Here is a 25,930-nt window from a genome sequence, read left to right as displayed (position 1 = left end):
GCTCAACGGGCGAACAGCCGGTAGGCGGCGTTCCCGGTCTCCTCGACGTAATCGTATCCGAGCGCGGCCAGGCAGCCCTCGAACAATGGCCGCTCGGTCGCCGGCACCTGCATGCCGACCAGCACGCGCCCGTAGTCGGCGCCGTGATTGCGGTAGTGGAACAGGCTGATGTTCCACCCCTGGCTCATCGCCTCCAGGAACTTGATCAGCGCACCGGGCCGCTCCGGGAACTCGAAGCGATACAGGACCTCGTCGGCGACGTCGGCGCGGCCACCGACCATGTGCCGGAAGTGGAGCTTGCTCGCTTCATCGTCGCTGAGATCCACCGCGGGAAGGCCGGCGGCCTGCAGCGCGTCGACGATTCGCGCGCGCTCGGAGCGGCCGGCCACTTCCACGCCCACGAACACATGCGCCTCGCCGGCGTCGGAGTAGCGGTAATTGAACTCGGTGACGCTGCGCCTCCCCAGCAGCGCGCAGAACTCCTTGAAGCTGCCCGGCCGCTCCGGGATCGTCACACCGAACAGCGCCTCGCGCTCTTCGCCGATCTCCGCGCGCTCGGCCACGTGCCGCAGCCGATCGAAGTTCATGTTGGCGCCCGAGGCCACCGCCACCAGCGACAGATCGCGAACGGCTTCGCGCCCGACCCACGCCTTCAGGCCAGCCACCGCAAGCGCGCCCGCGGGCTCGAGCACCGTGCGCGTGTCCTCGAAGACGTCCTTGATCGCAGCGCAGATCGCATCCGTATCGACGAGGACCATCTCATCGACGAGCTCGCGGCACAGCCGCAGCGGCTCCTCGCCCACCTGCCGCACCGCCACGCCGTCCGCGAACAGACCGACCTGGTCGAGCGCCACGCGGCGGGTGTCGCGCAGCGAGCGCGCCATGGAGTCTGCATCGTCGGGCTCGACGCCGATGATGCGCACGCGCGGCCGCAGCCGTTTGACGACGGCGGCGACGCCGGCGATCAGTCCGCCGCCGCCGACCGGAACGAAGATCGCGTCGAGGGTGCGGCCTGCCTGTCGCAGGATTTCCAGACCCACCGTGCCCTGCCCCGCGATGATGTCGGGGTCGTCGTAGGGATGCACCAGGGTCAGGCCGCGCGTGCGCACGAGCTCGCGCGCATGCGATTCGGCCTCGCTGTAGCTGTCGCCCACCAGCTCGATCGTCGCGCCGAGGGCGGCGACGGCGGCAATCTTGATCGAAGGCGTGGTCACCGGCATCACGATCGTGGCCGCACAGCCGAGTCGATGCGCGGCCAGCGCCACGCCCTGCGCATGATTGCCTGCCGAGGACGCGACGACGCCGCGGCTGCGGACGTCAGGCCCCAGCGCCACCATCTTGTTGTACGCGCCGCGGATCTTGAACGAAAAGATCGGCTGCATGTCCTCGCGCTTGAGCAGCACCTCGTTGCCGAGGCGCGACGACAGGCGCGAGGCGCGCTCGAGCGGCGTCTGCACCGCCACGTCGTACACCGGCGCATTGATGCTGCGCTCGAGATAGTCGGCGACGCTCGGCTGCTCGCGGTCAGCGTCCTTTGGCTGTTCGCGGTCGGCTACGACTGGCTGTTCGCGGTCGGCGCGCATGGCTGGTCAGGCTAGCTAGCGTGAACGGCAGGCGAGACAAATGCGTGCTCCGCGTGCTCGCGTCGTTGCCGGCGGCAGCGTGGCGCGCGTCGTGGGCCTCCAACGAAAACGGCCGGTCCATGGGACCGGCCGCTTCGTTCGACACGATGGGATCGTGTGTCTACGGCGCGGGGATGCCCGGCGGCGGACAGTTGAGCGTGACCGGCAGCCCGATGGCGAACTGCAGGTCGCGCAGCGCGTCCTGCGACTGGATCTCGCCGTTGTTGTCGACGTCGCACAGGCACAGCCCGCATTCCACGAGCTCGACCGACGCACGCAGGATGTAACCCGCGTCCACGGCCGTGATGTCGCCGAGGATCACCGCCGGGTCGCCGCACGTGCCCACGCACGGCTCGCCGACGGGCGGGCCGACGGTGAGATCGGAAAGCACGGGGCTCTCTCCTTCATCGTTCGACTTCAGGACGGCGCGCACCTCGAGGAAGCGTCCGGTCAGACTGAAGGGAGTGCCGCTCTGCAGCTCCATGAACGGCAGGCCCGAAAGCGCCGCGCCGTTGTTGGCGGCGCGGCCGAACAGCTCGATGGTCGCGCCTTCGGGAATGTTGCCGGCGTCTTCGGTGTTGATCTCGATGTGGCCCCACTCGAAGTCGGCCGATCCGCTGTCGACGGCGCGCTGCCAGGTGCCCTGCGGGGCGGTAGTGCCGAGGGAGACGGCGCCAGTCATGTCGCTGTAGTTGTAGGGTCCGGCGCCCGAGCCCAGCTCCACCGTCAGATCGACGGCGCCCAGGCCGTCATCGCCCGCCGCCGGGTCGATGCGCATCACGTTGTGGCTGGTGTAGTTGGTGACCCACACCTTGCCGGCCGCATCGACCGCCACGCCGGTGGGCGTGCCGCCGACGGCGATGGTCTTCTTGACGGCGCCGGTGGCGTTGTCGTTGCGCGTCACCGTGTTGCTGCCGCTGTGCGCCACCCACACGTCGTCGTCGTCCGTGACGGCCACGCCGCGCGAGGAAAAGCCGCCGGAGGCGACCGGAAAGCCCGGCTGGACGGTGCCATCGGGGGCGATCTTGTTGAGGCCGTTGCTCGTCCACTGCGCATTCCAGACGAAGCCATTGCCGTCCACGCCGAGTCCGTAGGCTTGGCTGCTGGGCACGCAGGTGGCCTGCTTGGTCGCCGGATCGATGCGCAGGATGTTGTTCTGGGAGATCGACGCCGACCACAGGATGCCGTCGGCATCGATGAAGCCGCCGTAGCCGCCGCAGCCGAAGTTGCGCGCATCGAACTGGTCGAGGATGGCGCCGGTCTCGCCGTCGAGCTTGTAGTACATGCGCTGCGCGAACGGATAACCGCCGGCCCAGATGTCGTTGTTCGCGTCCACCGACACGTGGCGCGTGTTCACCGCATCGTTGAGGCGCTGGTAGATCAGGATGCACTCGTCCTGCGCGTCCTCGACGATGCCGTTCTCGCCGCCGGCAAGGTCGGTGACGTTGGGCCAGGGCAGGATGTTGCCGAGACCGCGCGAGGTGTGGATGAGGCCGTCGGCGTCGCGATCGGTGCAGGTGCTGTAGGCGAACGGCGGCGCCAGATACTCGCCGAGCTCGTCGGGGTTGCCTTCCGCATCCGCGCGCGTTCCGCCGACGATCAGGCCCACCTTCTGAATCGCGCCCTTGTTGTCGCCGGCCTCGTCACGACTGCTGACCCAGACGTTGCCGAGCAGATCGACGGTCGTGCGGGAAGGGTTTTTGGCTCCACCGTCGGGTGCGAACCTGTACTCGCCGACGATGGCGCCCGTCTCGGTGTTGATGCGGACGATGGTGCCGCGGTCGGAGGCGGCCACGTTGATGAACGGGAACGGCTCGGTCGCCGTGGTCAGCTTCAGCTCGTTGTCGTCCGTGTTGAGGTTGAGCACGCTGCCGGCATCGAAGTCGGAGGTCGTGGTGAACGTGAAGTTGCCGTCGCCTGCTCGCGCGCCGGCGACCAGGGCCGCGACGCCGCAGGCTGCGGCCGCCAGTGAGAGTGTTCTGCGGCGGAAAGTGCTCGCGCGCGGTGCGCGGCTCTTCCTTGCGCGTGACGAAGTAGCCATTGCCTGGGCCCTCCTTATCGGGCACGAACGACGCTGGTGAAGTCCCCTCGAAGACCGCGAGCCGGGCCTGTGATCACCGAACTGGCGGTATTTTCGTTGATTAGTGCATTAGGCGCAGGTCAGCAAGGCCCGCGTCAACGGCTGGCGGTGATCGGCCAGGCCGTCCCACCCCGCGGGGTCGTGGCCGTAGATCAGAAGTCCTCCCCGATCACGCAGGCCGCGAAGAACGCTCAGCGATTCCATCATCCGCCGGCGATCGTGGACAACGCTGGGAAGGACCATGCGCTCGAGGTTCTCGCGCAGGTAGCAGGCGTCGGCACACAGGATGACCTCGGCGCCGTCGTCCAGACGGACCCTGAGCGACTGGTGCCCGGGAGTATGGCCGTAGGTGGGAAAGCACACGACGCGGCCGTCGCCGAAGACGTCGTGCTCGCCTCGAACGGCAAGGACATCGTGGCCAAGGCTGTAATCCTTGCGGTCGAAGCCGTTGCGCATGGCGACATCGGGATCCGCCCCCGCCTCCCACTCCGGGCGCTGCACGATCAGACGCGCGTTGGGCAGCAGCTCACAACCGCCGGCGTGGTCGAAATGGAGGTGGGACAGAATGAGCGTGCGGACCCGGGCCGGGTCGATCTCGAGGTCCTGCAGCAGCGCGGCCACGTTCTGGCCGGGCTCCATGTCCACCTCGAACAGCTTGGATAGGAATCCCAGACGCCCCCGCGGATCGGTCGCCGCATCCGGATGCATGCCGGCGTCGAACAGCGCGAGTCCCCGGGGATGGTCGATGAGGAAGGCGGGCACCGGGACTTTCAGGGTTCCCTCGGCGCCGGCAACGAAGCCGGACATGGCACCGGTCAAACGACCGCAGGTCAGCGCATGGACGCGCATGCCGTCTCAGAGCAGACTGGCGCGAGCCTGCCAAGCCGGAGCGGCCGCGCACGCCCTGGCTGCACGTCGGAACGTTACAATTGTTGACGCGATTCTGCCGTCGGCGTAATGAAGGCCGGTGGCGCCCAAGCCCAAGAGCATCATCCTGGACCTGCTCTCGACGCTGCGAGGACGGCCGGCGCCGGTGCGGCTCTTCGTCGCCGCGGCCGAGCTGTTCGGAATCGAGGAGAGCTCGGTCCGGGTAGCCCTGGCGCGCCTCCATGCCGCCGGGATGGTCGAGCGTGACGAGCGAGGCGCGTACCGCCTGGGCGCTGCAGCCGAGCCCATTCAGGGACAGGTCCGCAGCTGGCGGCACGTCGAAGGACGCCTGACGAGCTGGCACGGCGCGTGGCAGGCCGCGAGCTTTGCGAGGGCCGTTCGCGGGCGCGAGCAGCGCCTGCAGCAGCGCGCCATCCAATTTACGGGAATGCGCGAGCTGGCGCCGGGGCTGTGGGTGCGCCCGGACAACCTTACGGGGGGTCTGGCTGCCACACGCGAGAATCTGATCCGGCTCGGATTGCCTGTGCCGGTGTTCCGCATCAGCGACCTGGATCCAGCGGCGCAGGCCAGGGCATGCCGGCTGTGGCCGGTCGAGGAGCTGCGAGCCGGGTATCGGGCGTGCATCGAGGAGCTCGAAGCGAGCGCAGCCCGGCTTCCGGCAATGGAAGTGGGCGCGGCCATGGTCGAATCGTTCCTGCTCGGCGGACAGGCCATCCGCCGCATCGTCCTCGACCCGCTCCTGCCCGAGGCGATGGTGCCGGCCGCCGAGCGCCGTGCGCTGCTGGCGACGATGACGCGCTACGACCTTGCCGGCCGTGCCTGCTGGGCGCGCTTCATGCGCGGCTTCGGTCTGCCCACCGCCGCTGCGCCCATGGACCAGCGTCTGGGCGAGCGCCTCGCGCCTGCGGCTGTGGCCCTCGCACAAAACGATCCCGGAGTAGCATCATGATGCCGACGACCACCGCCACTGCCCTGCCTGCCGACGAGCGCCCCCCGGAAGCCGTCGCGCCGACGCGATGGCTGGATCACTTCACGCGCGAGGAAATCCGCGAGCTGCTCGAGATCGAGGACTGGCGGTCTTGGGTCAGCGTGATCTGGAACTGGGCCGTCGTGCTGGCGGCGATGGCGATGGTGGCGGCGTGGCCCGGCGTGGTGACGATCGTTGCCGCGCTGTTCATCATCGGCGGCCGCCAGCTCGGCATGTCCATCATCATGCACGAGGCTGCGCACCGCACGCTGTTCAACGACAGGCGTCTCAACGATTGGGTCGGCAACTGGCTCGCGGCCTATCCGGTATGGACCGACCTGGCCCCGTATCGCCCCTATCACCTCAAGCATCACGCCAAGAATTGGACGGCCGAAGATCCCGATCTGGATCTGGCCACGCCCTTCCCGGTCACGCGCAGCAGCCTGCGCCGCAAGATCTGGCGCGACCTGTCGGGGCAGACCGGCCGCAAGCGGTTCGTTGCCACGCTGCGCCGCGACCTGTCGATGAGCGCCGGCAAGAGCAAGCGTCAGAACCAGAGCGCCTGGTCGGCTCTGCGCGGCGTGATCCTGACCAACCTCGTGCTTCTCGGCCTGCTCGCCGCGGCCGGAAGTCCCGAGCTCTACCTTCTGTGGATCGGCGCGTGGATGACGACCTACAGCCTGGTCATGCGCATCCGTGCCATCGCCGAGCATTCGATGCCGGGACGGCCCGAAAGTCCGTTCCACAACGCGCGCACCACCATCGCCAGCTGGTGGGAGCGGCTCCTGCTCGCGCCCAATCGCGTGAACTATCACCTCGAACATCACCTGCTGATGACGGTGCCCCACTACAAGCTGCCGCGCTTCCACCGCATGCTGCGCGAGCGCGGCCTGCTCGAGGATGCCAACGTCGCCCACGGCTACGCCGAGGTGCTGGCGCTGGCTTCCTCCAAGGCGGCCTGAGGCGGCGGCCGCGAGCGTTGTCGGCGCGAACGCGGTAAGCGATGGCGCGTTGAGCGCCGTCCATCGAAGAACGATCTGCGGCTGGGGACGCTACCCGCGCGTCGAAGCGTTCGAGGTCGAGGGCGAGCGGCTCGAGGAGATCACGCGCGACGTCGTGCTGACGCGCGGGCTCGGCAGGTCCTACGGCGATGCCTCGCTGCCTCCGGCACCCGGCATGCGCGTGGCCAACAGCCGGCGCGCAGATCGCGTTCTCGCGTTCGACCCGGTCACCGCCATGGTCCGCGTGCAGGCCGGGCTGACGCTCCACCGACTGCATTCCTTTTTCCTGCCGCGCGGCTACTTCGCTCCGGTGACACCGGGAACGCAGGACGTCACGGTCGGAGGCATGGTGGCTGCGGACGTGCATGGAAAGAACCATCACGTCGCGGGCTGCTTCGGCGCGCACGTGACGGCGATGAAGCTGCGGCTGCCCGACGAAACGATCACCGAAGTACGAGCCGGCGACGGCGGCACGGTGTTCGACGCTACCGTCGGCGGCATGGGCCTGACGGGGCACATCCTGGAAGTGGAGTTCCGGCTCGAGCGCATCAGCTCGCCATGGATCGTCCAGGAGATGCGAGTGGCGGCGGACCTGGGCGAGCTCGTGGCTGCCGTGCGTGACGCCAGCGCGCAGTGGCCGATGACGGTGGCGTGGTCGGACATGCTGGCACGCGGACGGCGCCGCGGCCGCGGCATCGTCCAGTGCGGCCGCTGGGCACAGCCGCACGAAGCAGCACGAAAAACGCCGCGCCCCACGCGGACGATCCAGGTTCCGGTTCCCGCTCCGCCCTGGCTGCTGTCGAACGTCAGCATCGCCGCCCACAACGAGCTGCGCTTTCAGGCCTCCCGCCTGCTGCCGCGCCAGGCGGTGGTCAGTCCGGGCCACTTCTTCTATCCGCTCGACGGCATCCGCCGCTGGAACCTCCTCTACGGCCGGCGCGGCTTCACGCAGTACCAGTGCGTGCTGCCCTGGGACGACAGCCTGACCACCTACCGCGCGCTCGCGGATACGGCCACGCGCCACGGACAGGGCCCCTTCCTGTGCGTCGTCAAGGATTGCGGCGAGCAGGGACGTGGCATGCTCTCCTTCCCGAAGCGCGGCATTTCCTTCGCGCTGGACTTTCCGGTCACCGATGGCACGCAGCGCCTGGTCGACGAGCTCAACGACATCGTCTGCGCAGCGGGCGGTCGCATCTATCTAGCGAAGGACGCGTTCACGCGCCCGGAGCATTTCGCCGCGATGGAGCCGCGCCTGGCGGACTGGCTGGAGGTGCGAAGGTGGCTCGATCCGCAGCTGCGGCTGCGCAGCGCGCTGTCACGCCGGCTCTTCGGGGATGACGACTACGCCGCCGGCAGATCCTTGAGGAAATAGACGCTCACCGGCTCGTTGCGGCCGCGCAGGGTGATCAGCTCCGAGCGGGCCACGTCCAGCTCCTGGCCGGACTGTCGCACCAGCGCGCACGTGGCTTCCGAGATCACTGTGCCGCCGTGGTCCTTCGCCGCGACCTGCAGGCGTGCCGCCACGTTGACCGTATCGCCGACCACCGTGTACTCGTGCCGGTCGGCGGAGCCGATGACGCCGGCAACGACCTCGCCGGTGTGCACCGCGTTCGTCACCGCCAGCGGCGGCTTGCCGGCGCGCCGCCGGCGTTCGTTGAGATCGCTCAGCCGTTCCTTGATGCCGCACGCGCATCGCACCGCCGCGACCGCACCGTAGCCCGAGCGCTTCGCTTCCTGCTCGTCGTCGAAAAGACCGAACACGACCAGGACCGCGTCACCGATGAACTTGTCGACGAAGCCGCCGCACTCGTGCACCCAGGCGGTGATGACGGCGAAGAAGTCGTTGAGCGTCTCGACCGCCTCCTCGGCGCCATGCTGCTCCGACAGCGAGGTGAACCCGCGCAGGTCACAGAAGAGCACCGTGGCGCGGCGACGCTCGCCGCCGCGCTCGACGCGTCCCGACAGCAGCCGGTCGCGCACGCTCGGCTCCACCACCCGCCCGAAGGTCTGCAGGATGCGCTCGCGGTCGCGCAGCGCGGCGACGAGGTCGTTGACGCCATCCTCGAGCGTGCCGACCTCGTCGGCGGAGCTGACGGGGATGCGGACATTCAGATCGCCGCGCTGCACGCGCTGCAGCGCCGTGGCCATGAACTCGAGCGGAGCCGTAAGGCTGCGCGTGACGATCATCGCCAGGCCCATCCCTGCCAGGACATAGACCGCAAACGTCGCTTCGCTGGCACGCGTCAGCTCCGAGAGCAGCTCGCGGGGATCCAGGCCGCGCTCCCACCGTACGGCCGCAGCGCGCGCCAGTCCCAGCATGATGAACATCGGAATGAAGGAGAGCGCCGTCATCAGGACTGCCACGCGCCCGCGCACGCCCAGGCGGAACGTCCCTGGCACATCGGCCAGCCGCCCGTGCGGAAAGACGCGCGGATAGACCGACATGCGAAAGACGGCGTCGACGGCGAAGTAGCTGAGGACGGCGGCCAGGTACCCATTGATGATGGGCGAGAAGAGGTGCTGGGAAGCCAGCTCGGGCGTCCAGCGGCCGAAGGTGGCGAAAGTGATCCCCATGAACAGCGGCACGCTGAAGAGCCAGCCGCAGAAACCTGCCGCGGCGAACGCCAGCGGCGCACTGACCGCGCGCCGCTGCACGACCTGGGGCGCCTCCTGCGGACAACCGTCCTGGAAATAGGCCAGCAGCGGCCGGATATAGAGCATCAGGATCGCGATGATGGTCGGATAGACGATCCCCTGCCACAGCGGGATCCACTGCACGTTGTGCGCCCGCACCGTCTCGGCGAAGTCGGAGACGTTGGCCATCGCTGCGATCGATGCCACCGCGGCGTAGGCCGCAATGCGGTTGGCGCCGACGCAGATCGCGAAGACGAGCCAGAACCAGCCGGGAATCCGCAGCGCGCGGATGGCGCGACGGCCGCGCGGCACCGGCAGCTCCTCGGCTGTCGCGGCCGAATTGGCGGCCGGCAGCGGCATTGCGCTCTTGCGCACGCTCCCCGCTTCCATGCTCACGAAGCCCTCCGCGTAGTGACCACCACCAATCCCCCCTCTTCCACGTGCGCGCGCGCCGTGCGCCGCAGCCGCAGCGAGCGGCCGTCGCAGCTCGCGCCGGTGCGAGCATCGAAGCGATAGCCATGCCACGGGCAGACGAGCTGACGGTCGGCCCGAGCCTCGAGCGGCCCTCCAAGGTGCGGACACAGAAGATCGGCCACGAGCAGTTCGCCCGCTTCCTCGAAAAGGACCACGCGCGCGCTGCCGACCTCGAGCTGCAGCGGAAGGTGCGCGCGCAGGTCGTCGAGGTGACCGAGCTCGATGCGGTCGGAGGCAGCGACTGGCCCGACGCCGTCGAGCAGCTGCTGGCGCCGCACCATCATCGCCTCGTCCTGATCCCACAGCACCGCGTACATCGCCTTGTAAGCCTCACCGATCCTGGCAGCGGCACCCGAGGGCGCCCACGGCAGCACGAACTCGACATGGATCGCGGTGGAATCGCGCGCGACGGGTGTCAGCGTCGTCACGATGCGGCTGCCTTCGCCGAAGCCGGCGACGGTGGCGGTGGTGTAGCGGAGGCGCGGGCGTTCCAGCGTCACTTCGACCTCGGTCGTGCCGGACCCGCCCGGCAGATCGAGGATCGCGCGCCAGCCGTCGTTGCCGGCCGAGAGCGGCCGCACTGCGGCGAACGACTGCGCGTGCAGGTAGGGAAGGTGCTCCCAGTCCAGCACGTTCTCCCAGATCCGGTCGAGGGAGGCGGCGATGACGCGGTCGTAGACGGCAGCCGGCGCCGCAGAGGGATCATCGGGCGTGGGCGAAATCTCGCGCATCGGCACCGGAGGCCGGCCTCAGCGAAGGCCGCGTCGCACGAGAACCTGCCGGGCGCGCGCCGGGTAATCGCTCATCAGGCCGTCCACGCCCATGTCGAGCAGACGCTCCATCTCGCTCTCCTCGTTGACGGTCCAGACGTGCACTTCGAGATCGAGCTCGTGCGCTCCATCGACGAAGCCTGGCGAGACGATCTCGGTGCCCTCGTAGCTGGTCGGCACCTGCAGGGCCAGCCCTGGCGGATCGTAGTTCTCCAGCGCCTCCGACTGCAGCAGACTGACGAAGCTGGCGACCTCGAGCGCCGAGAAGCTGGTGGCGACATCCGGCGCCAGAGCGCGAACGCGCTCGAGGATGCGCTGGTCCACGGCGGCCAACATGACGCGTTCGCGCGCATCGTTGCGATCGAGCACGTCCAGCACGCTTTCCTCGATGTGCGGCTTGACCTGCTTGATCTCGATGTTGACCGGCACCTGCGGCAACGCCTCGAGCACCTCCTCGAGCGTCGGAACCGTGATGCCTTTGCCGCGGAAGGGAAAGGTCACGCCGTCGATCGTGAAGTTGTGGCCCGCATCCAGCTGCTTGACCTGAGCCAGCGTCGTCTCGCGGATGAGCGACGTGCCATTGGTGGTGCGGGCCAGGCTTTCGTCGTGCAGGACGACGATGGCGCCGTCGCTCGTTGCATGCACGTCGAGCTCGATGCGATCGGCACCGGCCTCGATGGCGGCGATGAACGACTCGAGCGTGTTCTCGGGCATCGTGCCCGAGCTGCCGCGATGGGCGAACAGTCGAGGCCGAACGCCCTCCAGGAATGCCATGGCCGGAGCCTAACTCTGCGGCGGCTTTTGCGAAAGCGGCTGCGCGTCGGCCCGCGCCGCGTCCTGGCGCTGCCCATCACGCAGCGCCATCACCAGGACGGTCGTCTCCAGAAGCTCCTCGCCCGCGATGATCAGCGACAGCACCACCAGCCAGGCGACGTTCCAGTGCCAGCCCGCGCCGGCGCCGATGGCACAAAGGCCAACGATGCCGGTACGAAAGCCGCGCGCCAGCCACAACGCGCGCTCCGGGTCCCGGCGCATGGCGGCGGCGCGGCGCCAGGCGACCACGTTGCGAAGAACCAACGCCGCTCCGGCCCCCATCAGGGCAAACGCGCCAGTCGACTCCCAGCTGATCGCCATGGCCAAGGGATACATTTTCGGCGCGCGAAGTTGTAGTCACGCGCATGCCGATGGATTCGAACGAGCTCGAGCGCGCCGACGTCCACTTCACCAGCTCGCGGGATGGAGCCGAGATCGCCGGCCACGCAGCATGGCCTCGCGTTGCAGGATCGGTCCCGGCCGTCGTGCTGATCCCGGACGTGCGCGGCCTCTACGACTTCTACCGCGACGTCACGGTGCGCCTGGCCGGCGAAGGTTTCTTCGCGCTGTCCCTCGATCTGTACAGCCGCGAGGGCGCACCCGACCTGCCGGACATGCCCAGCGTCTTTGCCTGGATCCGCCAGCTGCCCGACGCCCGCGTGCTCGGCGACGTGGCCGCCGCAGTCACTTTCGCGCAACGGCATGCCAGCGTGGCCGGGCGCGCCGTCGGCATCACCGGCTTTTGCATGGGCGGACAGTACGCGTTGATGGCGGCGTGCACCGACGCGCGCCTGCAAGCGTGCGTGAGCTGGTACGGAATGCTTCGCCACGAGCAGCTTTCGGAGATCAAGCCGGTCCACCCCATCGACATGGCGGGCGACCTGCGCTGTCCGTATCTCGGGCTGTTCGGAGCCGACGACGCTCTCATTCCCGCGGCCGGCGTCGAGGAGCTGCGAAGCCGGTTGGAGAAGGCGCGGAAGGTGTTCGAGATCCGGTCGTACCCGGGCGCTGGCCACGCCTTCTTCAATCAGACGCGCCCGGACACTTATCGCGCCGACGCTGCCGCCGACGCGTGGCCGCGTGCCGTCGCCTTCCTGCGCCGTCACCTGGTCGATACGGACTGAGGGCTCACCGCAGCGCTTCGGCCTGCGCCTTGGCCCAACGGTAGTCGGCCTTGCCGCTGGGGCTGCGCACGATCTCGTCACGGAAAACGAAGCACTTGGGCAGCTTGTAGCGCGCCAGGTGCCTGCCCGCCTCCTCGAGCAGCTCGCTTTCGTCGCAGGTGCACCCTTCGCGAAGGCGCACGATGGCGACCACTTCCTGACCCCATCGCTCGCTGGCGCGCCCGACCACCACGGCATCATAGACGGACGGATGATGCTTGAGCGCCTGCTCGACTTCCTCGGCGAAGATCTTTTCGCCGCCGGAGTTGATGGTGACCGAGTCGCGGCCGAGCACCTCGATGCTGCCGTCGGCGAGATGGCGCGCGCGATCACCGGGCACCGAGAAGCGCTGGCCGGCGATGATCGGGAACGTGCGCTCGGTCTTGGCGCGGTCGCCGAGGTACCCGAGCGGCACGCGGCCGGCGCGGGCAAACCAACCGATCTCGTCGCTGCCGGGCTCCAGGACGGCGTTCAATGCCGCGTCGAGAACGCAGTTGCCCGGCTGCGGAAGAAACTTGCCCGTGGAAGCGCCACCCATCTTCGAGCTCATGTTCACGGCCTGGCTGCCCGTCTCCGAGGAGCCGATGCCGTCGTAGATGGTGATGTCCGGCAGCTTCTCGAGCAGCTTCTCCTTCAGGCCCACGTTCAGCACCGCGCCGCCGCTGACCAGCAACACCAGCGAGGACAGGTCGTAGGTCTTGCGCTCGAGCTGATCCAGAAGCGGCCGCGCGAAGGCGTCGCCGACGATCAGCAGGATCTGCGCGCGCTCGCGCTCCACCGTCGACCATATGTCGTCAGGGTCGAGCTTCTGCACGTCGCTCTGCATGATCACCGTGCCGCCGGTGTTCATGGTGTTGAATGCCGCCCAGTGTGCGGCGCCGTGCATGAACGGAGGCGCCGCCAGGGCGCGCGCGCCGCCGCCCGCCATCGAGACCACCGAGTCCAGGCTCTCGTGCTCGCCCACACCCGGCATGGTGCCGCCGAGCGCGGCAAAGTAGATGTCGGACTGTCGCCACAGCACGCCCTTGGGCATGCCCGTCGTGCCGCCGGTGTAGAGAATGTAGAGGTCGTCCGGGGACGGCTCCTGCGCGGGCTTCTCCGGAGAGGCGGAGGCGAGAGCGTCTTCGTAATCGACTGCGCCCGGCAGCAGCGCATTGCCGGACTCGTCGGCGACCTGAAGAAGGACCGTCAGCTCCGGGAGCTGCGGCAGCACGCGGGCCAGCGTCGGCGCCATCGCCGCGTGGTAGACGACGGCGCGGGCGCGCGCGTCGCGGAACAGGTAGAGCAGCTCCTCTTCGACGTAGCGGTAGTTGACGTTGAGCGGCGCCACGCGCGCCTTGAACGCGCCGAGCATGCCCTCGATGTATTCGTTGCAGTTGAAGAGGTAGAGCGCCAGGTGGTCCTGCCCCGACTCCCACCCTTGCAGATCGCGGCGTTCGCGCGCGGTGCCGAGGCCGCGCGAGCGAAGATAGTTGGCGAGTCGGCGCGTGCGCTCGGTGACCTGCGCGTACGTCAGCCGGCGGTCGCGCCAGACGAGGCACTCACGATCCGGACAGGAGGCGGCAACGGCTTCGTGGACCTGGGCGAGGTGGAATTCCATCAACGCGAGGTAGCCGCGCGGGGCGGGCAAGTCCAGGCACGGGCGTGCCGATCGTGGCCGACCGAGCCCTACTGCGCGATGCGCTCCATCGCGGCGTCATACGCCGTGGCGCCGACGACGGAGCCAAGGATGCGTCCCTGGAAGTCATCGGCGGTGATGTGGATGCCGCCTGCCAGGCGCGAGAGACCGGCGAGATCGGCCGCATCGTAGTAGGTCGCCCATTGAACCGAGATATCGGTGCTCGGCCCGTTCTCGGTACGAAGGAATCCGTGCGCGGGCGCGATGATCTGGCCGAGCCCTCCGGGAACGAACGCGTCGCCGGTGAAAAGAGTCATCACTTCGGCGGCCGCGCGACTGAACGTGCTGTGTCCCGAAACGTAGCCGGGGAAGGCCGGCGTGACGAACGTCGGGAGCTGATACGGCAACCAGTCGATTGCCCGAATCCAGCGTGCACCGACGGGGCCGGCGTCCGCATCGGCGGGCGGACCGCCGTAGGCGAAGATCGCCACGCGTCCTTCCTCGCCCGCCAGATGCTCGTGACGCTGCCCCGGTGCCGTGGTCTGCGGCGTGATGATCTCGATCAGTCCCGGGACCAGCGGATAGCCGTTGGGCTCATAGCCGGGGAGCTGCGGATCCGTGTTCTGCCCGAGCGTGCCGAGGTAGCGGATGATCGAGATCGGTCGTGCGGAGTCGTAATGCCTCTTGATTCCCCATGCCACGATTGCCGCATCGTGCAGGGCGCCGTTGAGCGCCAGATACAGCTTGACGTCCCATTCCAGGCGATCCACCGGCGCGCCGGATCCTGCGATGCGCAGGGAGGGAAGAGCATCGGACACGTCGTTGGCGATGACGTTCCAGTGCCCGGGCGGCGTCTCCGAATCCGGACCGTCCGCCCAGTATTCGGCCAGCACGCGCATGTAATCGCCGCGTGCGACCAGATTGGGCTCGTACGGCATACCGGTGGCCGGATTGACGGGATGGCCGGCACCGTTGTTGGTGCCAAGCGGATTGTTCCCGATCACGGCGGGTGACGCATCGATCAAGATGCCGTCATTCGGATCGAGCCAGCTCGAGATCTCGATCACTTCGCGAGCCGCATCCTTGTAGTCGGCATCGTCGATGCCGAGCTGCGGCGGCGGGCCCGGATCGAAGTAGAGCGCATCCGGATCGGCGCGAGTCAGCGCAAACGGCGTGACCCCGTTCCATTGCATGCCGATCGAGGTCTGCAGTGTGCCCGGCAGCGGAAGGCCGTTCTGTGCGATCAGCAGGTCCAGCGCCAGCGGCTGCCAGCGGTTGGGGTCGATCATCGAGACGCCCGGCTCCTGGACGATGAGCGGAAAGTTGATCGGTGCGTAGGTGTGGTCGACGTAGTTGGCGAGCTCGTTGGATCCGTCGGCCTGCCCCCACTCCACCATGGCGGCGCCGATGCGGTTGCCGACGGCGGCAGGACCGTCGCCATCGGTGGCAGCGTAGGTGGGATCCAAGCCCAGGCTCAGCATCAGAGCGCGCAGCGCGGCGTGGGTCGCCGCCCGACCCGGGCTGCGGCGAAATCTCTCGACAAGCAGTCGATACGCGGCGTGGCTGATCGCGATCTCGCGATCCCGCTGCGGGTCATTGGATGCGTGCGTTTCGTCGGTCAGCCATGCAGTGCCGCCGCCGCCGTACGCTCGCCACGCATCCCAAGTCATTGCGGAAAGATGGAAGAGATTGCGCGCGTGCACCGTCGGTCGCGGAGTGTCGCGTCGAATGGCATCGAGCAACGCCTCGTTCCACTGTCGTGCCACGCTCTTGGTGCTGACGGTCCGATCGCCGCAGTACACCGACGCGACGCCTTCGACGAACCGGTGGCACGGCGTATCGACGCGGTCCGCACGCGAGACGGCAAGGCACGTTCCACAGCTTACGTGGTCGACAACACAGTCGAACAGCGCTTCTGCGTCGGATGCGGAGCAGCGTCCCGGCAGGAGGCCCGCGATGTCATCCTGCTTGCAGCGCGCGGTCGCACGCCGCTCGGCGGCCGCAACCGCGTTGGCGAAGCGCCGATCACTCAGCGTGGCACGGCACTGGGCCAGGTCGGCTCCCGCCGTGATGCTCCCGCTGCGGACGCCGTCGGCCTTGCATTTGTTGAACACCTGCACTCGCACCCGCGCGATCCTGGCAACGCTTCGCGCCACGGCCATCTGGCAGGCGGCGGCCGCACGATCGTCGCGCCGATCGACGACGGCAGAATCGATGTCGTCGCCAAAAAGGTCGCCCAAACGAAGGATCTCGAGCATCGCCTCGTTGACCTCGGCGGCAGACGCCGGACCGAACCGCGGCGTCGAGGTGCAGTGGCTTTCCTCGGCTGCGATGGTCTGCGCCTGCGCCCTCGCGATCTTTTCCTCCGGATCGGTCAGCAGACATTGGCTGACCGTCTGTCCCGCGGGCAGCAGGCCGCGCACGGCTCGTGCCATGCAGCCGACGAAACGATCGGTGACGGCCTCGACCACCTCTTCGCCGGCCTCGTTCAGGGCTACGATGCAATCGGCTTCTTCCGATGCCCGGTCGGAGTGGCGAACGATGCGTGCGAGGCCGTCGATCGGCGGATCTTCGACCGTCTGCTCGGCGCCGTCCGGCCACCGGACGTGAACCATGGATACCGCCACCGGTGCCGCACCCAATCCGAAGTGCAATCGCGACGTTCCGTTCTGAAACAGGTAGGTGCTGCTGCCGGTGACTTCCTGCACCATGGGTGCGCGGCCTTCCGGGGTCACGGTCACGACGGCGCCGACGCCGGTCGGGTGTCCGACGTCGCTGCGCAGCTCCACGTCGATCCAGTGGGCGGCATTGCCGCCGTCGTTGCGGTAGAGCCGGACCGGGGTGGCGCTGCAGCAATCTTCGACGAGCAGCACGTCGAGGTCGCCGTCGGTGTCGTAGTCGAAGCTCACCACGGATTGGCCGAGCCCGTCGTCGAGGAAGCCGACCTGCGCGGCGACGTCCTCGAAAATTCCGCCGCCGAGGTTCCGCCACAGCCGCGGCGGGTCCTGCAGCATGTGCGACGTGTCGTACCCGCCGAACTCTCTCTGAATGTAGAAGAGGTCGACATCGGTGCGCGACGTCACGCCGTTGTTGGCCGCCAGATCCAGATTCCCGTCATTGTCGAAGTCGAACGCTTCGACCCCCCAGCCCCAGCCAGAATCGCGGACACCGGCCATATCGGTGACATCCAGGAAGCTGCGATTGCCGAGGTTGCGGTAGAGCCGGTTGCCGTCGCCGTGAAGCGCGCCTGGCGCGAACACCGAAGTGATGAAGATGTCGAGCAGGCCATCGCCATCGAAGTCGGCCGTGGTCGCTCCCATGCCATACTCATCGGTGCCGACGCCCGCCGCGGCCGTGCCGTCGGTGAAACGTCCATCACCGCCATTCCAGAACAGGCGGCTTTCGCCGAAATCGGCCGGGATCAGCAGATCGGGCCAACCGTCGCCGTCCAGATCGGTGAAGCGTCCGCTGAACGCGAAGTTTCCGTCCTGGGTTCCCACCACCGATCGCATGTCGAGGCCTGCCGCGATGGTAACGTCGTCGAAGTAGCCAGGTTGGCTCGCGCCGCGGTTGCGGAATAGCCGGCTGAAGGGCCCTTCCACGCCCGGATTGACGAGGTCGGCCTGGAACTCGGCCACGAAGATGTCCAGGAAGCCGTCACGATCGTAATCGCCGAACGAGACGGTGCGCGTATAGGGGCCGAGGCTCCTGGCCACGCCGCGCTGAACCGCTTCCTCGAGGAACGTGCAGGTGCCGTCGTTGACGTACAGAAGGTGGCGCGACGAGGTTCCGGCGGCCGTCAGGATGTCGAGGTCGCCGTCGTTGTCGATATCGGCCATGGCTGCGCTGTGGGAGAGGAAGGGCGCTCCCAGGCCTGCGCGCAGCGTGATGTCTTCGAAGGTTCCGTCGCCGCGATTGCGATACAGGACATCGTGCGACAGGCCAGTGAAGTACAGGTCGGGAAGGTCGTCGCCGTCGCAGTCGCCGACAGCTCCGCCGCCGAACACCTGCGGCGCCGAGCCGGTCTGGCCGCCAACCGTAGCCAGACCGGGAAGGGCGGCGTCGGTGACTTCCGTGAAATGCGGCAGTTGTGCGAGCGCCGGTCCGGCCCATGCAGCGAGCAGGATCGCGCATGCAGTCGATGGCGTCATCGTCGCCATCATTCTCGCGCGAAGGTCGAGTGCTGGCCTAGGCGCAGGCCCGTTACTCATGAGAGCTTGCGTTGATGTTCCCTCCCAATGCGACGCTGAGACTCTGCCTTGCACGCAATGGCAAGACCAGAGGCCAAGGGGAACTGTGTCACGCCCTTCCGCACCGGGACATCCCATCGGCGCGGTGCGTCAGTCCGTCCTTACAACGCTGTGCGTCGCGCGCCCGTGCCTTGAACGACCGATCGCACGCCCTCGTGCTGCGTGCGGGCCCTGCTACGCAGCAGAAGGCTGCCGATTCAGCGGAGGTTTTCGAGTGATGGATTCTGGGCGTCGCGGAGCAGGATCATGCTGACACCCGCGTCTGCGCTTAGGCACGTGCACATCCGGTGATGTGGCCGCGCGGGCCTGGATTCATGGCGGTTCGAGAATCGGGCCTTTACCGTGGATCGCCAGGCGCGGAAGTTATGCTCGCTTCCTGCGACGGCCCGTCCGGCGGCCCGCTGACGTAGCGCGGCGCCTTGTCGACGAGCGTCCAGCCGGTGCCGACAACTTTTCCCTCCTCCAGCACGACCGGCGTCAGCAGCTGCTCGTCCGGCTGGAATTTCTTCCAGGTATCGCCGTGGGTCACGTAGTAGAGGACGTCGAAGCTGCGACCATCTCTTCGATAGGAATCGGTGCGCCACGGATTGCGCAGCTCGATCTTCTTGTACTCGACGACCGGCCCCTGTCCCATCACCGACTCCACTTCCGGACGAGTCATGCCCGCGCGGATCTCGGCAATGTGATCCCGGTTGGCTCGAACGGCTTGGTGGTACCGATCGACGTGTGTCTGGGCGCACCCGGCCAACAGCATCACCAGTGCCGGCATCACGGTGCAGAGGAATCGCTGCTTCATGACCGCACATTTCCCGGTCGGCCGCAGTGATGCAACAGTCTGGACGTGAGTTCGCCCGGAAGGCACAGTGTGCCGATGAATAGACGCCGTCTTCGTCATTGTCTCGCGATCGCAGCTCTGGCATTCGCCGCCGGATGCTCGCGCACCGCCATCATGGATATCGTTCCGCCCGACCAACGGCTGAACGCGCCGCCGCCGGGAGCCAGCCTCGTCTACTTCATGCGGCCGCAGGACGGCTCGGGCGCAATTCGTGCCCTGCTTCTCGACGACGAATACTTCGTGGGCCAGCTCGTCGAGAATGCGCACCTTGCGTATGTGACCAAACCGGGACGGCACCTGTTCTCGGTGGCGTCCAACACCATGGAGTTCTGGGAGACCGAGCTGGAGCCGGGCAAGACGTACTATGTGACCGTGAGGCGCCGCGTTCCTCGTCAGCCGTTCGTCTTCATCGAGCATACGACGCCGGAGGAGATCGCCGAGATCCGCCAGGGGATCCGAGTGACCAAAGCCATGCGCCCGAACGAGTACGGCCTGCGCTGGATCGAGAGCAGGCGCACGAACCTCCGCTGGATGAGGAGCAAGTGGTACGGGAAGTGGCAGGCGAGCCGCGCGCAGGAGGTTGCCGCGGCGGAGTGAGCCGTCTCACTCGTAGTACCTGATCTCCAGCTGATTCCCGTCCGGATCGTGAATGTAGATCGCGATCCCGTCGCCCTCGGCGCCCGACAGCTTCATCGGCCCCGAGTCGATCTCGATGTCATTGCTCTGAAGCCGCAGCATCAGCGGGTCCCAGTGACTCTTGTCGATGGCGATGCAGAAGTGGTTGAGGTTGGGGAAGGTGGCGGCCTGGGCATCGCCCTGGTTCCACATCGCCGGCGGAAGCAGGTCGATGATGGTGTGCGCGTTCAGGCGCACCGACGGAAACAGAACCGTCCCCTCGTGGTACTGGTCGACCCGGTACGGCGCCAGGCCCAGGACGACGATGTAGAAACCCAGCATCGCATCCATGTCGCGGACCGAGAGGACGATGTGGTCGAGGTTGGCTTCCACGCGGTACCTCCGCAGCAGGATTCGAAAACCGCCAGCCATTGCGGCGGGTCGGACCCGCAGCCGGCCGGCCGCCCGCCTCCGCGCACGCGAGTGCTCGCTCTTTGCGGCACGGCCGGCAGCGCAGAGAGGCGGATTGTCGGCGCATCGGTCCGATGCCGCAACCTTCCCGACCGCCCGGACGGTCCGGTTCTTTTTTCGAACCGTCCCGTTTGACTTTCGAACTGCAGATCGTGCATATGCACGCACAGCCATGCCCGAAGTCCGCTACGCCCAGTTCTGCCCCATGACCCGAGCCGTTGAGATCCTCGGCGAGCGATGGACGCTGCTGCTGGTGCGAGAGCTGTTCTATGGACCCAAGCGCTTCAGCGATCTCAAAGCGACGCTCGGAGGGGTCAGCAGCAGCGTGCTGGCCGAGCGCCTGTCGCGTCTCGAGGAGCGCGGCGTGATCGTACGGCGCGAGCTTCCGGCGCCGGCGGCCTCGATGGTCTACGAGCTCGCCGAGACCGGCTGGGCACTGCGTCCGATCCTGATCGAGCTCGCCCGCTGGGGCGTGCGCTTCATGGGCCCGCCCTCTCCCGACGATCGCATGGAGCCGGCCTGGCTTCGCTTCGGCCTGGAGGTGTTCGCGCGGCGAACGCCAACCGCGAGTCTGGCCGTGCAGCTGCGCATCACGGGCGAAGGCCACTCGGTCGATGTCTTCGTTCGCGGCGGCGAAGCGGGCGTGCTCGTGACGAGCGAGCCTCTGCGCACGCAGGCGACCATCACGGCCCCTGCCATGGACATGCTCTTCGTCTGCATCGGGCTGCGTCGTCTGGACGCCCCGGACCTGTCGCCGCAGATTCGGGTCGAAGGCGATGCAACGGCCGCCGCGCACCTCCCCGAGCTCTTCGACTTCTCACCCACCCCACCCACCATTCCGGTCGCCGGGGCCGGACCAACACTCGATGCCTCGTCGGGCAGCGGCGAGGCGCGAGCCAGATGACAAAGGAGAGATCCATGCGAAAGGTTCACGGAGTCGGTGCTTCCCCGTATGTGCGCAAGGTACGCGTGGCGTTGGCCGAGAAGGGACTCGATTACGAGCTCCTTCCCGTCATGCCCTTCAACGTGAGCGACGATTTCAAGAAGATCAGCCCGCTCGGAAAGATTCCGGTGCTGGAGGAGGACGGGCAGTTCATTCCCGACTCCTCGGTGATCATCGATTACCTCGAGAACACCCAGCCCACGCCGTCGCTGATTCCGAAGGAGCCGCGCCAGCGCGCGCAGGCGCTGTTCCTCGAGGAGTTCGCCGACGGCGGCATCAGCGCCAAGGGCACCGGCGTCATCTTCTTCCAGCGCATCATCGCACCGCTGTTCATGGGACAGCAGACCGATGAGGCGGCCGTGCAGAAGGCGATCACGCAGGACATGCCGCCGCTGCTCAACTATCTGGAAGGCCAGCTGGCGGGTGGCAAGGAGTATCTGGTAGGCAACGGCATCACGGTGGCCGACATCGCGGTCACCAGCCAGTTCGTCAACCTCTCCTTCGGCAACTACACGGTGGATGCCGGCACGCATCCGAACCTGGCCAGGTATCTGGCGCGCATGTTCGAACGGCCTTCGTTCGCCAAGTGCATTGCCGAGGATCGCGCAGCCTTCGGGCGCTAGATCCCGCCCGAACGCGCAAGGGCCGCGCGCAGCGGCCTGATCCAAGGCGCGCATCGTGCGCCAGCGGAAGAAAGCTCCGTTGGCGCACGGTGTGCGCAGAAAACCCTGCCGATGGCGGCCGCGCCTCTACGGCGCCGCCGGCACGATGCGGAACAGCTGGCCGCCGATGTCGGCGATATACAGTTCCCCCCGCGCGTCCTCTCCGAACGAGACGACCGAGTTGATGCTGGCCCCTTCGGGCGTCAGGCTCGATGTGACGTTGGCGTGATTGGACGGCGAGCCGCCGTTGACGCGGAACGTGCGCACGAAGGCGGTGCAGTAGTCGGAATAAAAGTAGGTCCCGGCCAGAGCAGGCATTGCGCAGCCGCGATACACGAAGCCGCCGCTTACCGAGCACGACCCGTCGTTGTGGCTGTATTCGTGGATCGGGAACGTGAATCCGGTCGGCGGGCTCGGGCACGTCGGCGCCGGCGCCGGCTCGTAGCACATGCTTCCCTCGAAGATGTCCCAGCCGTAGTTCTCGCCGCCGCCGCTCGCGGCGCTCTGGAAGTTGATCTCCTCCCAGCTCCCCTGCCCCACATCCGCGAGCAGCAGATCGCCGGTCGCGCGATCGAAGCTGAACCGCCACGGGTTGCGCAGCCCCTTCGCCCAGATCAGCTCGAGCGGGTCGCTGCCATCGACGTAACCCGGATTGTCGGGCGGCACCGCGTAGTACGGTGCGTTCTCGACATCGACGTCGAAGCGCAGGATCTTGCCGAGCAGCGATGAGTCGTCCTGCGCCGTCTCGAGCGGATCGCCGCCGCCACCGCCGTCGCCCATGGCCGTGTACAGCTTGCCGTCGCTGCCGAAGGCGATCTGCCCGCCGTTATGATTGGTGAACGGCTGGTCGATGACGATGAGGATCCGCTCCGTCGCGGCGCTGACGGTGTCGGCGTCGGGGTCGGCTGCGTCATAGCGAGCGATCACCGTGTCGCCGTTGTTGTCGGTGTAGTTGACGAAGAACCAGCCGTTGGTCTCGAAGTCGGGGTGGAACGCCATGCTGAGCAGCCCCTGCTCGCCGTTCTCCGAGACCTTGCCGGTGATGTCGAGGTACGGCGTCGGCAGCAGCACGTCACCGTCCAGTTCGACAATGCGGATGCGACCGGGGCGCTCGACCACGAACAACCGCGACGGGTCCAGTGGCGGCGCCGTGGCGTGGATGGGTTGCGAGAGCGAGGCAACCAGCACCGCGTCCAGCGCCGTCCCCGCGACGGTAGCGACGCCGTCGCACAGGGCGCTGCGGTCTTCGAGCACGCAGGCGGCCGAGCAGCCGTCGCCGCCGATGTTGCCGCCGTCGTCGCATTCCTCGGGCAGCTCGGCCACGCCGTTGCCGCAGTCGGGCGCAACCTCGCACGCACACGCCGAAGTGCAGAGGCCGGGGCATGCAGCATCATCGCTGCCGTCGCAGGCCTGCCCTGGACCGGCCACGTCGTCGCCGCAAAGCGGAGAGACCGCGGCAACGATGGCGATGACGCCGGCGGCATTCTCGTCAGCGATCTCGGCCGCGTCGCCTTCGGTCGTGCACGTGCCCAGGGACTCGCGCTTGACGAAGGCGGAGGTGAGAACCGCATCGGCGCGCGGCGCGCAATCGACGTCGGGCGAGCCTCCCCGCTTGGCGGCCTTGGCGTAGCAGCTCATGCGATCGGCGTAGTGCTTGCCGGCCGCCTTGAGCTTGGCGCTCGCGCAGGAGCGTGCATCGTCGGTGTCGTCGTAGACGATGTCGGACACCACGTCGGCGACGTCGGCCTCGACGGCATCGCCGACGGTGCCCGCATCGTCAGTGGTGGCACAGCCGCCGCGGCTCTCGGCGCGCACGAAACCGCCCGTCAGCTTGTCCTGCGCCCTGGCCAAGCAGGCCGCGTCCACGGGAGCATCCTGACGCACGGCCGCAGACTCGCAGCCAAGCAACGCCTTGGAGTATGTTCCCGCAGCCTTGAGCTTGGAGCCGGCGCAGCGATCGTCCGGGTCGGCCGCAATTGCGGTGGCCGGCAAGGCGGCCACCGCCAGCGCGAGCGCCAAGCAGCGAATGAGTGTCCTGTCCATTTCGAAACCTTCCCCCTTTTCCGATCCGCGACCGATCCCGCGCGATGATAGGCGCGCGCCGGCGAGACTGCCAGTGCGTTTGCCTCGCATAGGTCGCGGCTTGTGGTAGGACTCGCGCATGCGCGGTGCCGTCGTCGTCTCCGACCACGTCGAGGAGCGTTTCGGCCGGCGCATCGAACTCATCGCGCCGCGCATGCCGCGCCTCGTGCTGCGCGGCAACGGTCTGGACGGCGACCCCGGGGGCGCCGAGATCGCGTATTTCTCCGGTGACCTCTATCCCGAGCGCGGGCGAGACTTTTTCCTTCCGATGCTCGAGGCGCATTCCTTGAAGTGGCTCCACAGCTTCAGCGCCGGCGTCGACCATCCTGTCTTCCATCGCTTCCTGGAGGCCGGCGTGCGGCTGACTACGTCTTCCGGCGCATCGTCGGCGACCATCGCCGAGACGGCGATGCTGTTCGTGCTGCATCTTTCGCGGCGGTTCTGGCGCTACGAGCAGGCGCGCGCCGAACGCGCGTGGAGGCCGCACGATGTCCAGGAGCTGGCCGGCGCTACGATGTTGATCGTCGGCATGGGCCCCATCGGCAACGAGTTGGCGCGGCGCGCGCACGCCTTCGGGATGAACGTCGTTGCCCTGACTCGCACGCCACGCCTGCACGACGGCTTTCCGGCGCGGCCGCTCACGGAGCTCGACGACGCCCTTGCCGCCGCGGATTACGTCGTGCTGGCGCTCCCGCTGACGCCGCAGACGCGCGGCATGTTCGATGCGTCTCGACTTGCGCGGATGAAGCCGGGCGCCTTCTTCATCAACGTCGCGCGCGGGGAGCTCGTCGACGAGCCGGCGCTGATCCAGGCGCTGCAACGGGGCGAGCTTGCCGGCGCCGCGCTCGACGTGTTCGCCGAAGAGCCGTTGCCGGAGTCGAGCCCGCTGTGGACGATGCCGAACGTGATCGTGACGCCGCACGCAAGCGGCCGCAGCCTCCAATCGAACGACCGCGCCACGGAGATCTTCCTCGACAACCTCGCCCGCTACCTGCGCGACGAGCCGCTGCGCAATGAAGTTCACGCCGGCGACACAGGGGCCAGCTCATGAGTGAAATCCTGCTGACGGGAGCCACCGGCCTTCTCGGCAACGCGATCGCCCGGGCGCTGGTGGCGCAGGGGCGATCGGTGCGGGCGCTGGTGCGCTCGCCCGAGCGCGCTCGCGCCGTGGTTCCGGCCGCCTGCGAGCTCGTGCAGGGGGACGTCACCGACATCGCTTCGGTACGCAGCGCTGCAGCGGGCTGCCGCGTCTTCTACCATGCCGCCGGCCTGCCCGAGCAGTGGCTGCCCGATGCCGGCACCTTCGATGGCGTCAACGTCGGCGGCACCGTCAACTGCGTCGCCGCGGCGCTGGAGGTGGGCGTGGAGCGCTTCGTCTACACGAGCACCATCGACGTGTTCGTGTTCGGCGCGCCCGGCGAACCGTTCGACGAAAGCTCCATCGACCCACAACCGAAGGCGACCGCCTACGAGCGCTCCAAGCAGGCTGCCGACCGCGTCGTCACCGATGCCGTCGCACGCGGGCTCCCGGCGGTGTTCCTGCATCCTTCGGGCATCTATGGCGCCGGGCCCGAGACGTCGCCCGGCACCAATCAGCTCATCGCCGACCTGGTCCGAGGCAAGGTGCCGATGCTGCTGCCCGGCGGCATGCCGCTCGTCTACAGCGACGACGCGGCCGGCGGGCATCTGCTGGCGGAGCAGAAGGCCGAGGTCGGTGCCCGCTACATCCTCAGCGAATCCTATCGCAGCCTGCTGCAGGTGGCCGAAGACGTTCGCGCGGCAACCGGCACCGCCAGGGTGCCACCGGTCATGCCGCTGTTCGTCGCGCACGCGGTCGCGCTCGCGGGCGAGCTGGTCTCGGCGCTGACCGGAAGGCCGCCGCTGCTGCCAAAAGGGCAGCTTCATTTTTTGCAGTATGAAGCCCATCCCGTGGCCACGCGTGCCGAGCGCGAGCTGGGGTGGGCACCGCGCCCCTTCGAGCGCGGGCTGCTCGATACGCTCGCGTTCCTGCGCGAAGCCCGTCGCATCTAGAGGAGCACGCG

The 25,930-nt window shown here is 67.9% G+C and carries 21 protein-coding genes; 9 read left to right on the top strand and 12 right to left on the bottom strand.

All coding sequences use genetic code 11. The features are described from left to right. Positions 1-2 precede the first annotated feature (2 nt). The 3 genes from ilvA to VEC57_18470 form a co-directional block, all read right to left on the bottom strand. Positions 3-1,583 carry a threonine ammonia-lyase, biosynthetic gene (ilvA, locus tag VEC57_18480; GenBank protein ID HYC01128.1) on the bottom strand — a complete coding sequence of 527 codons (1,581 nt, stop codon included), beginning with the start codon at positions 1,581-1,583 and terminating at the stop codon, positions 3-5. A gap of 160 nt (positions 1,584-1,743) precedes the next feature. After that, a complete protein-coding gene (locus VEC57_18475) occupies positions 1,744-3,663 on the bottom strand; it encodes a hypothetical protein (protein HYC01127.1) in 1,920 nt (639 codons plus the stop codon). A 108-nt stretch (positions 3,664-3,771) separates the two neighbouring features. Next, complete coding sequence (locus VEC57_18470) at positions 3,772-4,509, bottom strand: N-acyl homoserine lactonase family protein (GenBank protein ID HYC01126.1); 738 nt, start codon at positions 4,507-4,509, stop codon at positions 3,772-3,774. A 160-nt stretch (positions 4,510-4,669) separates the two neighbouring features. On the opposite strand from VEC57_18470, the gene VEC57_18465 reads away from it, so the two are divergent. The 3 genes from VEC57_18465 to VEC57_18455 are packed head-to-tail and all read left to right on the top strand — an operon-like array spanning position 4,670 to position 7,930. Continuing rightward, positions 4,670-5,539: a PaaX family transcriptional regulator C-terminal domain-containing protein gene (locus tag VEC57_18465; protein ID HYC01125.1), complete on the top strand. Its 870-nt coding sequence runs from the start codon at positions 4,670-4,672 to the stop codon at positions 5,537-5,539. Next, positions 5,536-6,519, top strand: a complete 984-nt coding sequence (locus VEC57_18460) for a fatty acid desaturase family protein (GenBank protein ID HYC01124.1) — start codon at positions 5,536-5,538, stop codon at positions 6,517-6,519. Before VEC57_18465 ends, VEC57_18460 begins: the two co-directional genes overlap by 4 nt. A gap of 49 nt (positions 6,520-6,568) precedes the next feature. Continuing rightward, entirely contained in the window at positions 6,569-7,930 is a 1,362-nt protein-coding gene (locus tag VEC57_18455; protein ID HYC01123.1) for an FAD-binding oxidoreductase, read from the top strand. Here VEC57_18455 and VEC57_18450 read toward each other — a convergent pair. From VEC57_18450 to VEC57_18435, 4 genes are read right to left on the bottom strand one after another with little or no spacing between them, the layout of a single operon-like run. Then, on the bottom strand, positions 7,900-9,582 hold the full coding sequence (locus VEC57_18450) for an adenylate/guanylate cyclase domain-containing protein (GenBank protein ID HYC01122.1): 1,683 nt from the start codon (positions 9,580-9,582) through the stop codon (positions 7,900-7,902). The genes VEC57_18455 and VEC57_18450 overlap by 31 nt on opposite strands. 2 nt (positions 9,583-9,584) lie before the next feature. Further along, a complete protein-coding gene (locus VEC57_18445; GenBank protein ID HYC01121.1) occupies positions 9,585-10,397 on the bottom strand; it encodes a Rieske 2Fe-2S domain-containing protein in 813 nt (270 codons plus the stop codon). Between the two features lie 18 nt (positions 10,398-10,415). After that, a complete protein-coding gene (locus VEC57_18440) occupies positions 10,416-11,210 on the bottom strand; it encodes a glycerophosphodiester phosphodiesterase (GenBank protein HYC01120.1) in 795 nt (264 codons plus the stop codon). Positions 11,211-11,219: 9 nt separating this feature from the next. Next, entirely contained in the window at positions 11,220-11,576 is a 357-nt protein-coding gene (locus tag VEC57_18435; protein ID HYC01119.1) for a hypothetical protein, read from the bottom strand. Positions 11,577-11,614: 38 nt separating this feature from the next. Here VEC57_18435 and VEC57_18430 point away from each other — a divergent pair, with 38 nt between their 5' ends. Further along, complete coding sequence (locus tag VEC57_18430; GenBank protein ID HYC01118.1) at positions 11,615-12,373, top strand: dienelactone hydrolase family protein; 759 nt, start codon at positions 11,615-11,617, stop codon at positions 12,371-12,373. Between the two features lie 4 nt (positions 12,374-12,377). Here the strand turns inward: VEC57_18430 and VEC57_18425 are convergent, their stop codons facing one another. From VEC57_18425 to VEC57_18415, 3 genes are all read right to left on the bottom strand, one after another. Further along, positions 12,378-14,012, bottom strand: a complete 1,635-nt coding sequence (locus VEC57_18425; GenBank protein ID HYC01117.1) for an acyl-CoA synthetase — start codon at positions 14,010-14,012, stop codon at positions 12,378-12,380. Between the two features lie 68 nt (positions 14,013-14,080). Further along, positions 14,081-18,181 (bottom strand): FG-GAP-like repeat-containing protein, encoded by a 4,101-nt coding sequence (locus VEC57_18420; protein ID HYC01116.1) that lies wholly within the window; start codon positions 18,179-18,181, stop codon positions 14,081-14,083. A 436-nt stretch (positions 18,182-18,617) separates the two neighbouring features. Continuing rightward, a complete protein-coding gene (locus VEC57_18415) occupies positions 18,618-19,076 on the bottom strand; it encodes a DUF3192 domain-containing protein (protein HYC01115.1) in 459 nt (152 codons plus the stop codon). 153 nt (positions 19,077-19,229) lie between these two features. Between VEC57_18415 and VEC57_18410 the strand changes: the two genes are divergently transcribed. Beyond that, positions 19,230-19,712 (top strand): hypothetical protein, encoded by a 483-nt coding sequence (locus tag VEC57_18410; GenBank protein ID HYC01114.1) that lies wholly within the window; start codon positions 19,230-19,232, stop codon positions 19,710-19,712. Positions 19,713-19,718: 6 nt separating this feature from the next. Here the strand turns inward: VEC57_18410 and VEC57_18405 are convergent, their stop codons facing one another. Continuing rightward, positions 19,719-20,123 carry a VOC family protein gene (locus tag VEC57_18405; GenBank protein ID HYC01113.1) on the bottom strand — a complete coding sequence of 135 codons (405 nt, stop codon included), beginning with the start codon at positions 20,121-20,123 and terminating at the stop codon, positions 19,719-19,721. 283 nt (positions 20,124-20,406) lie between these two features. Here VEC57_18405 and VEC57_18400 point away from each other — a divergent pair, with 283 nt between their 5' ends. Continuing rightward, a complete protein-coding gene (locus VEC57_18400; GenBank protein ID HYC01112.1) occupies positions 20,407-21,105 on the top strand; it encodes a helix-turn-helix domain-containing protein in 699 nt (232 codons plus the stop codon). A 14-nt stretch (positions 21,106-21,119) separates the two neighbouring features. Further along, a complete protein-coding gene (locus VEC57_18395; GenBank protein ID HYC01111.1) occupies positions 21,120-21,767 on the top strand; it encodes a glutathione S-transferase family protein in 648 nt (215 codons plus the stop codon). A gap of 126 nt (positions 21,768-21,893) precedes the next feature. Here VEC57_18395 and VEC57_18390 read toward each other — a convergent pair whose 3' ends face one another. After that, on the bottom strand, positions 21,894-23,849 hold the full coding sequence (locus VEC57_18390; protein ID HYC01110.1) for a PQQ-dependent sugar dehydrogenase: 1,956 nt from the start codon (positions 23,847-23,849) through the stop codon (positions 21,894-21,896). A 118-nt stretch (positions 23,850-23,967) separates the two neighbouring features. On the opposite strand from VEC57_18390, the gene VEC57_18385 reads away from it, so the two are divergent. Both VEC57_18385 and VEC57_18380 read left to right on the top strand, forming a co-directional pair. After that, on the top strand, positions 23,968-24,939 hold the full coding sequence (locus tag VEC57_18385; GenBank protein HYC01109.1) for a D-2-hydroxyacid dehydrogenase: 972 nt from the start codon (positions 23,968-23,970) through the stop codon (positions 24,937-24,939). After that, positions 24,936-25,919: an NAD-dependent epimerase/dehydratase family protein gene (locus VEC57_18380; GenBank protein HYC01108.1), complete on the top strand. Its 984-nt coding sequence runs from the start codon at positions 24,936-24,938 to the stop codon at positions 25,917-25,919. The genes VEC57_18385 and VEC57_18380 overlap by 4 nt, the downstream gene beginning before the upstream one ends. Positions 25,920-25,930 lie beyond the last annotated feature (11 nt).

The organism is Candidatus Limnocylindrales bacterium, assembly GCA_035626395.1.
GTDB lineage: Bacteria > Desulfobacterota > Binatia > UBA1149 > CAITLU01 > DASPNH01.
Note: the sequence above shows the minus strand (reverse complement) of the source record. Positions and strands in the feature narration are given on the sequence as shown.

Coding starts and splice junctions, on each gene's coding strand:
- VEC57_18380 (HYC01108.1), top strand. CDS start 24,936: ATGAGTGAAATCCTGCTGACGGGAGCCACCGGCCTTCTCGGCAACGCG.
- VEC57_18395 (HYC01111.1), top strand. CDS start 21,120: ATGCGAAAGGTTCACGGAGTCGGTGCTTCCCCGTATGTGCGCAAGGTA.
- VEC57_18440 (HYC01120.1), bottom strand. CDS start 11,210: ATGGCATTCCTGGAGGGCGTTCGGCCTCGACTGTTCGCCCATCGCGGC.
- VEC57_18410 (HYC01114.1), top strand. CDS start 19,230: ATGGATATCGTTCCGCCCGACCAACGGCTGAACGCGCCGCCGCCGGGA.
- VEC57_18470 (HYC01126.1), bottom strand. CDS start 4,509: ATGTCCGGCTTCGTTGCCGGCGCCGAGGGAACCCTGAAAGTCCCGGTG.
- VEC57_18450 (HYC01122.1), bottom strand. CDS start 9,582: ATGGAAGCGGGGAGCGTGCGCAAGAGCGCAATGCCGCTGCCGGCCGCC.
- VEC57_18475 (HYC01127.1), bottom strand. CDS start 3,663: ATGGCTACTTCGTCACGCGCAAGGAAGAGCCGCGCACCGCGCGCGAGC.
- VEC57_18460 (HYC01124.1), top strand. CDS start 5,536: ATGATGCCGACGACCACCGCCACTGCCCTGCCTGCCGACGAGCGCCCC.
- VEC57_18400 (HYC01112.1), top strand. CDS start 20,407: ATGACCCGAGCCGTTGAGATCCTCGGCGAGCGATGGACGCTGCTGCTG.
- VEC57_18390 (HYC01110.1), bottom strand. CDS start 23,849: ATGGACAGGACACTCATTCGCTGCTTGGCGCTCGCGCTGGCGGTGGCC.
- VEC57_18385 (HYC01109.1), top strand. CDS start 23,968: ATGCGCGGTGCCGTCGTCGTCTCCGACCACGTCGAGGAGCGTTTCGGC.
- VEC57_18445 (HYC01121.1), bottom strand. CDS start 10,397: ATGCGCGAGATTTCGCCCACGCCCGATGATCCCTCTGCGGCGCCGGCT.
- VEC57_18425 (HYC01117.1), bottom strand. CDS start 14,012: ATGGAATTCCACCTCGCCCAGGTCCACGAAGCCGTTGCCGCCTCCTGT.
- VEC57_18420 (HYC01116.1), bottom strand. CDS start 18,181: ATGACGCCATCGACTGCATGCGCGATCCTGCTCGCTGCATGGGCCGGA.
- VEC57_18430 (HYC01118.1), top strand. CDS start 11,615: ATGCCGATGGATTCGAACGAGCTCGAGCGCGCCGACGTCCACTTCACC.
- VEC57_18415 (HYC01115.1), bottom strand. CDS start 19,076: ATGAAGCAGCGATTCCTCTGCACCGTGATGCCGGCACTGGTGATGCTG.
- ilvA (HYC01128.1), bottom strand. CDS start 1,583: ATGCGCGCCGACCGCGAACAGCCAGTCGTAGCCGACCGCGAACAGCCA.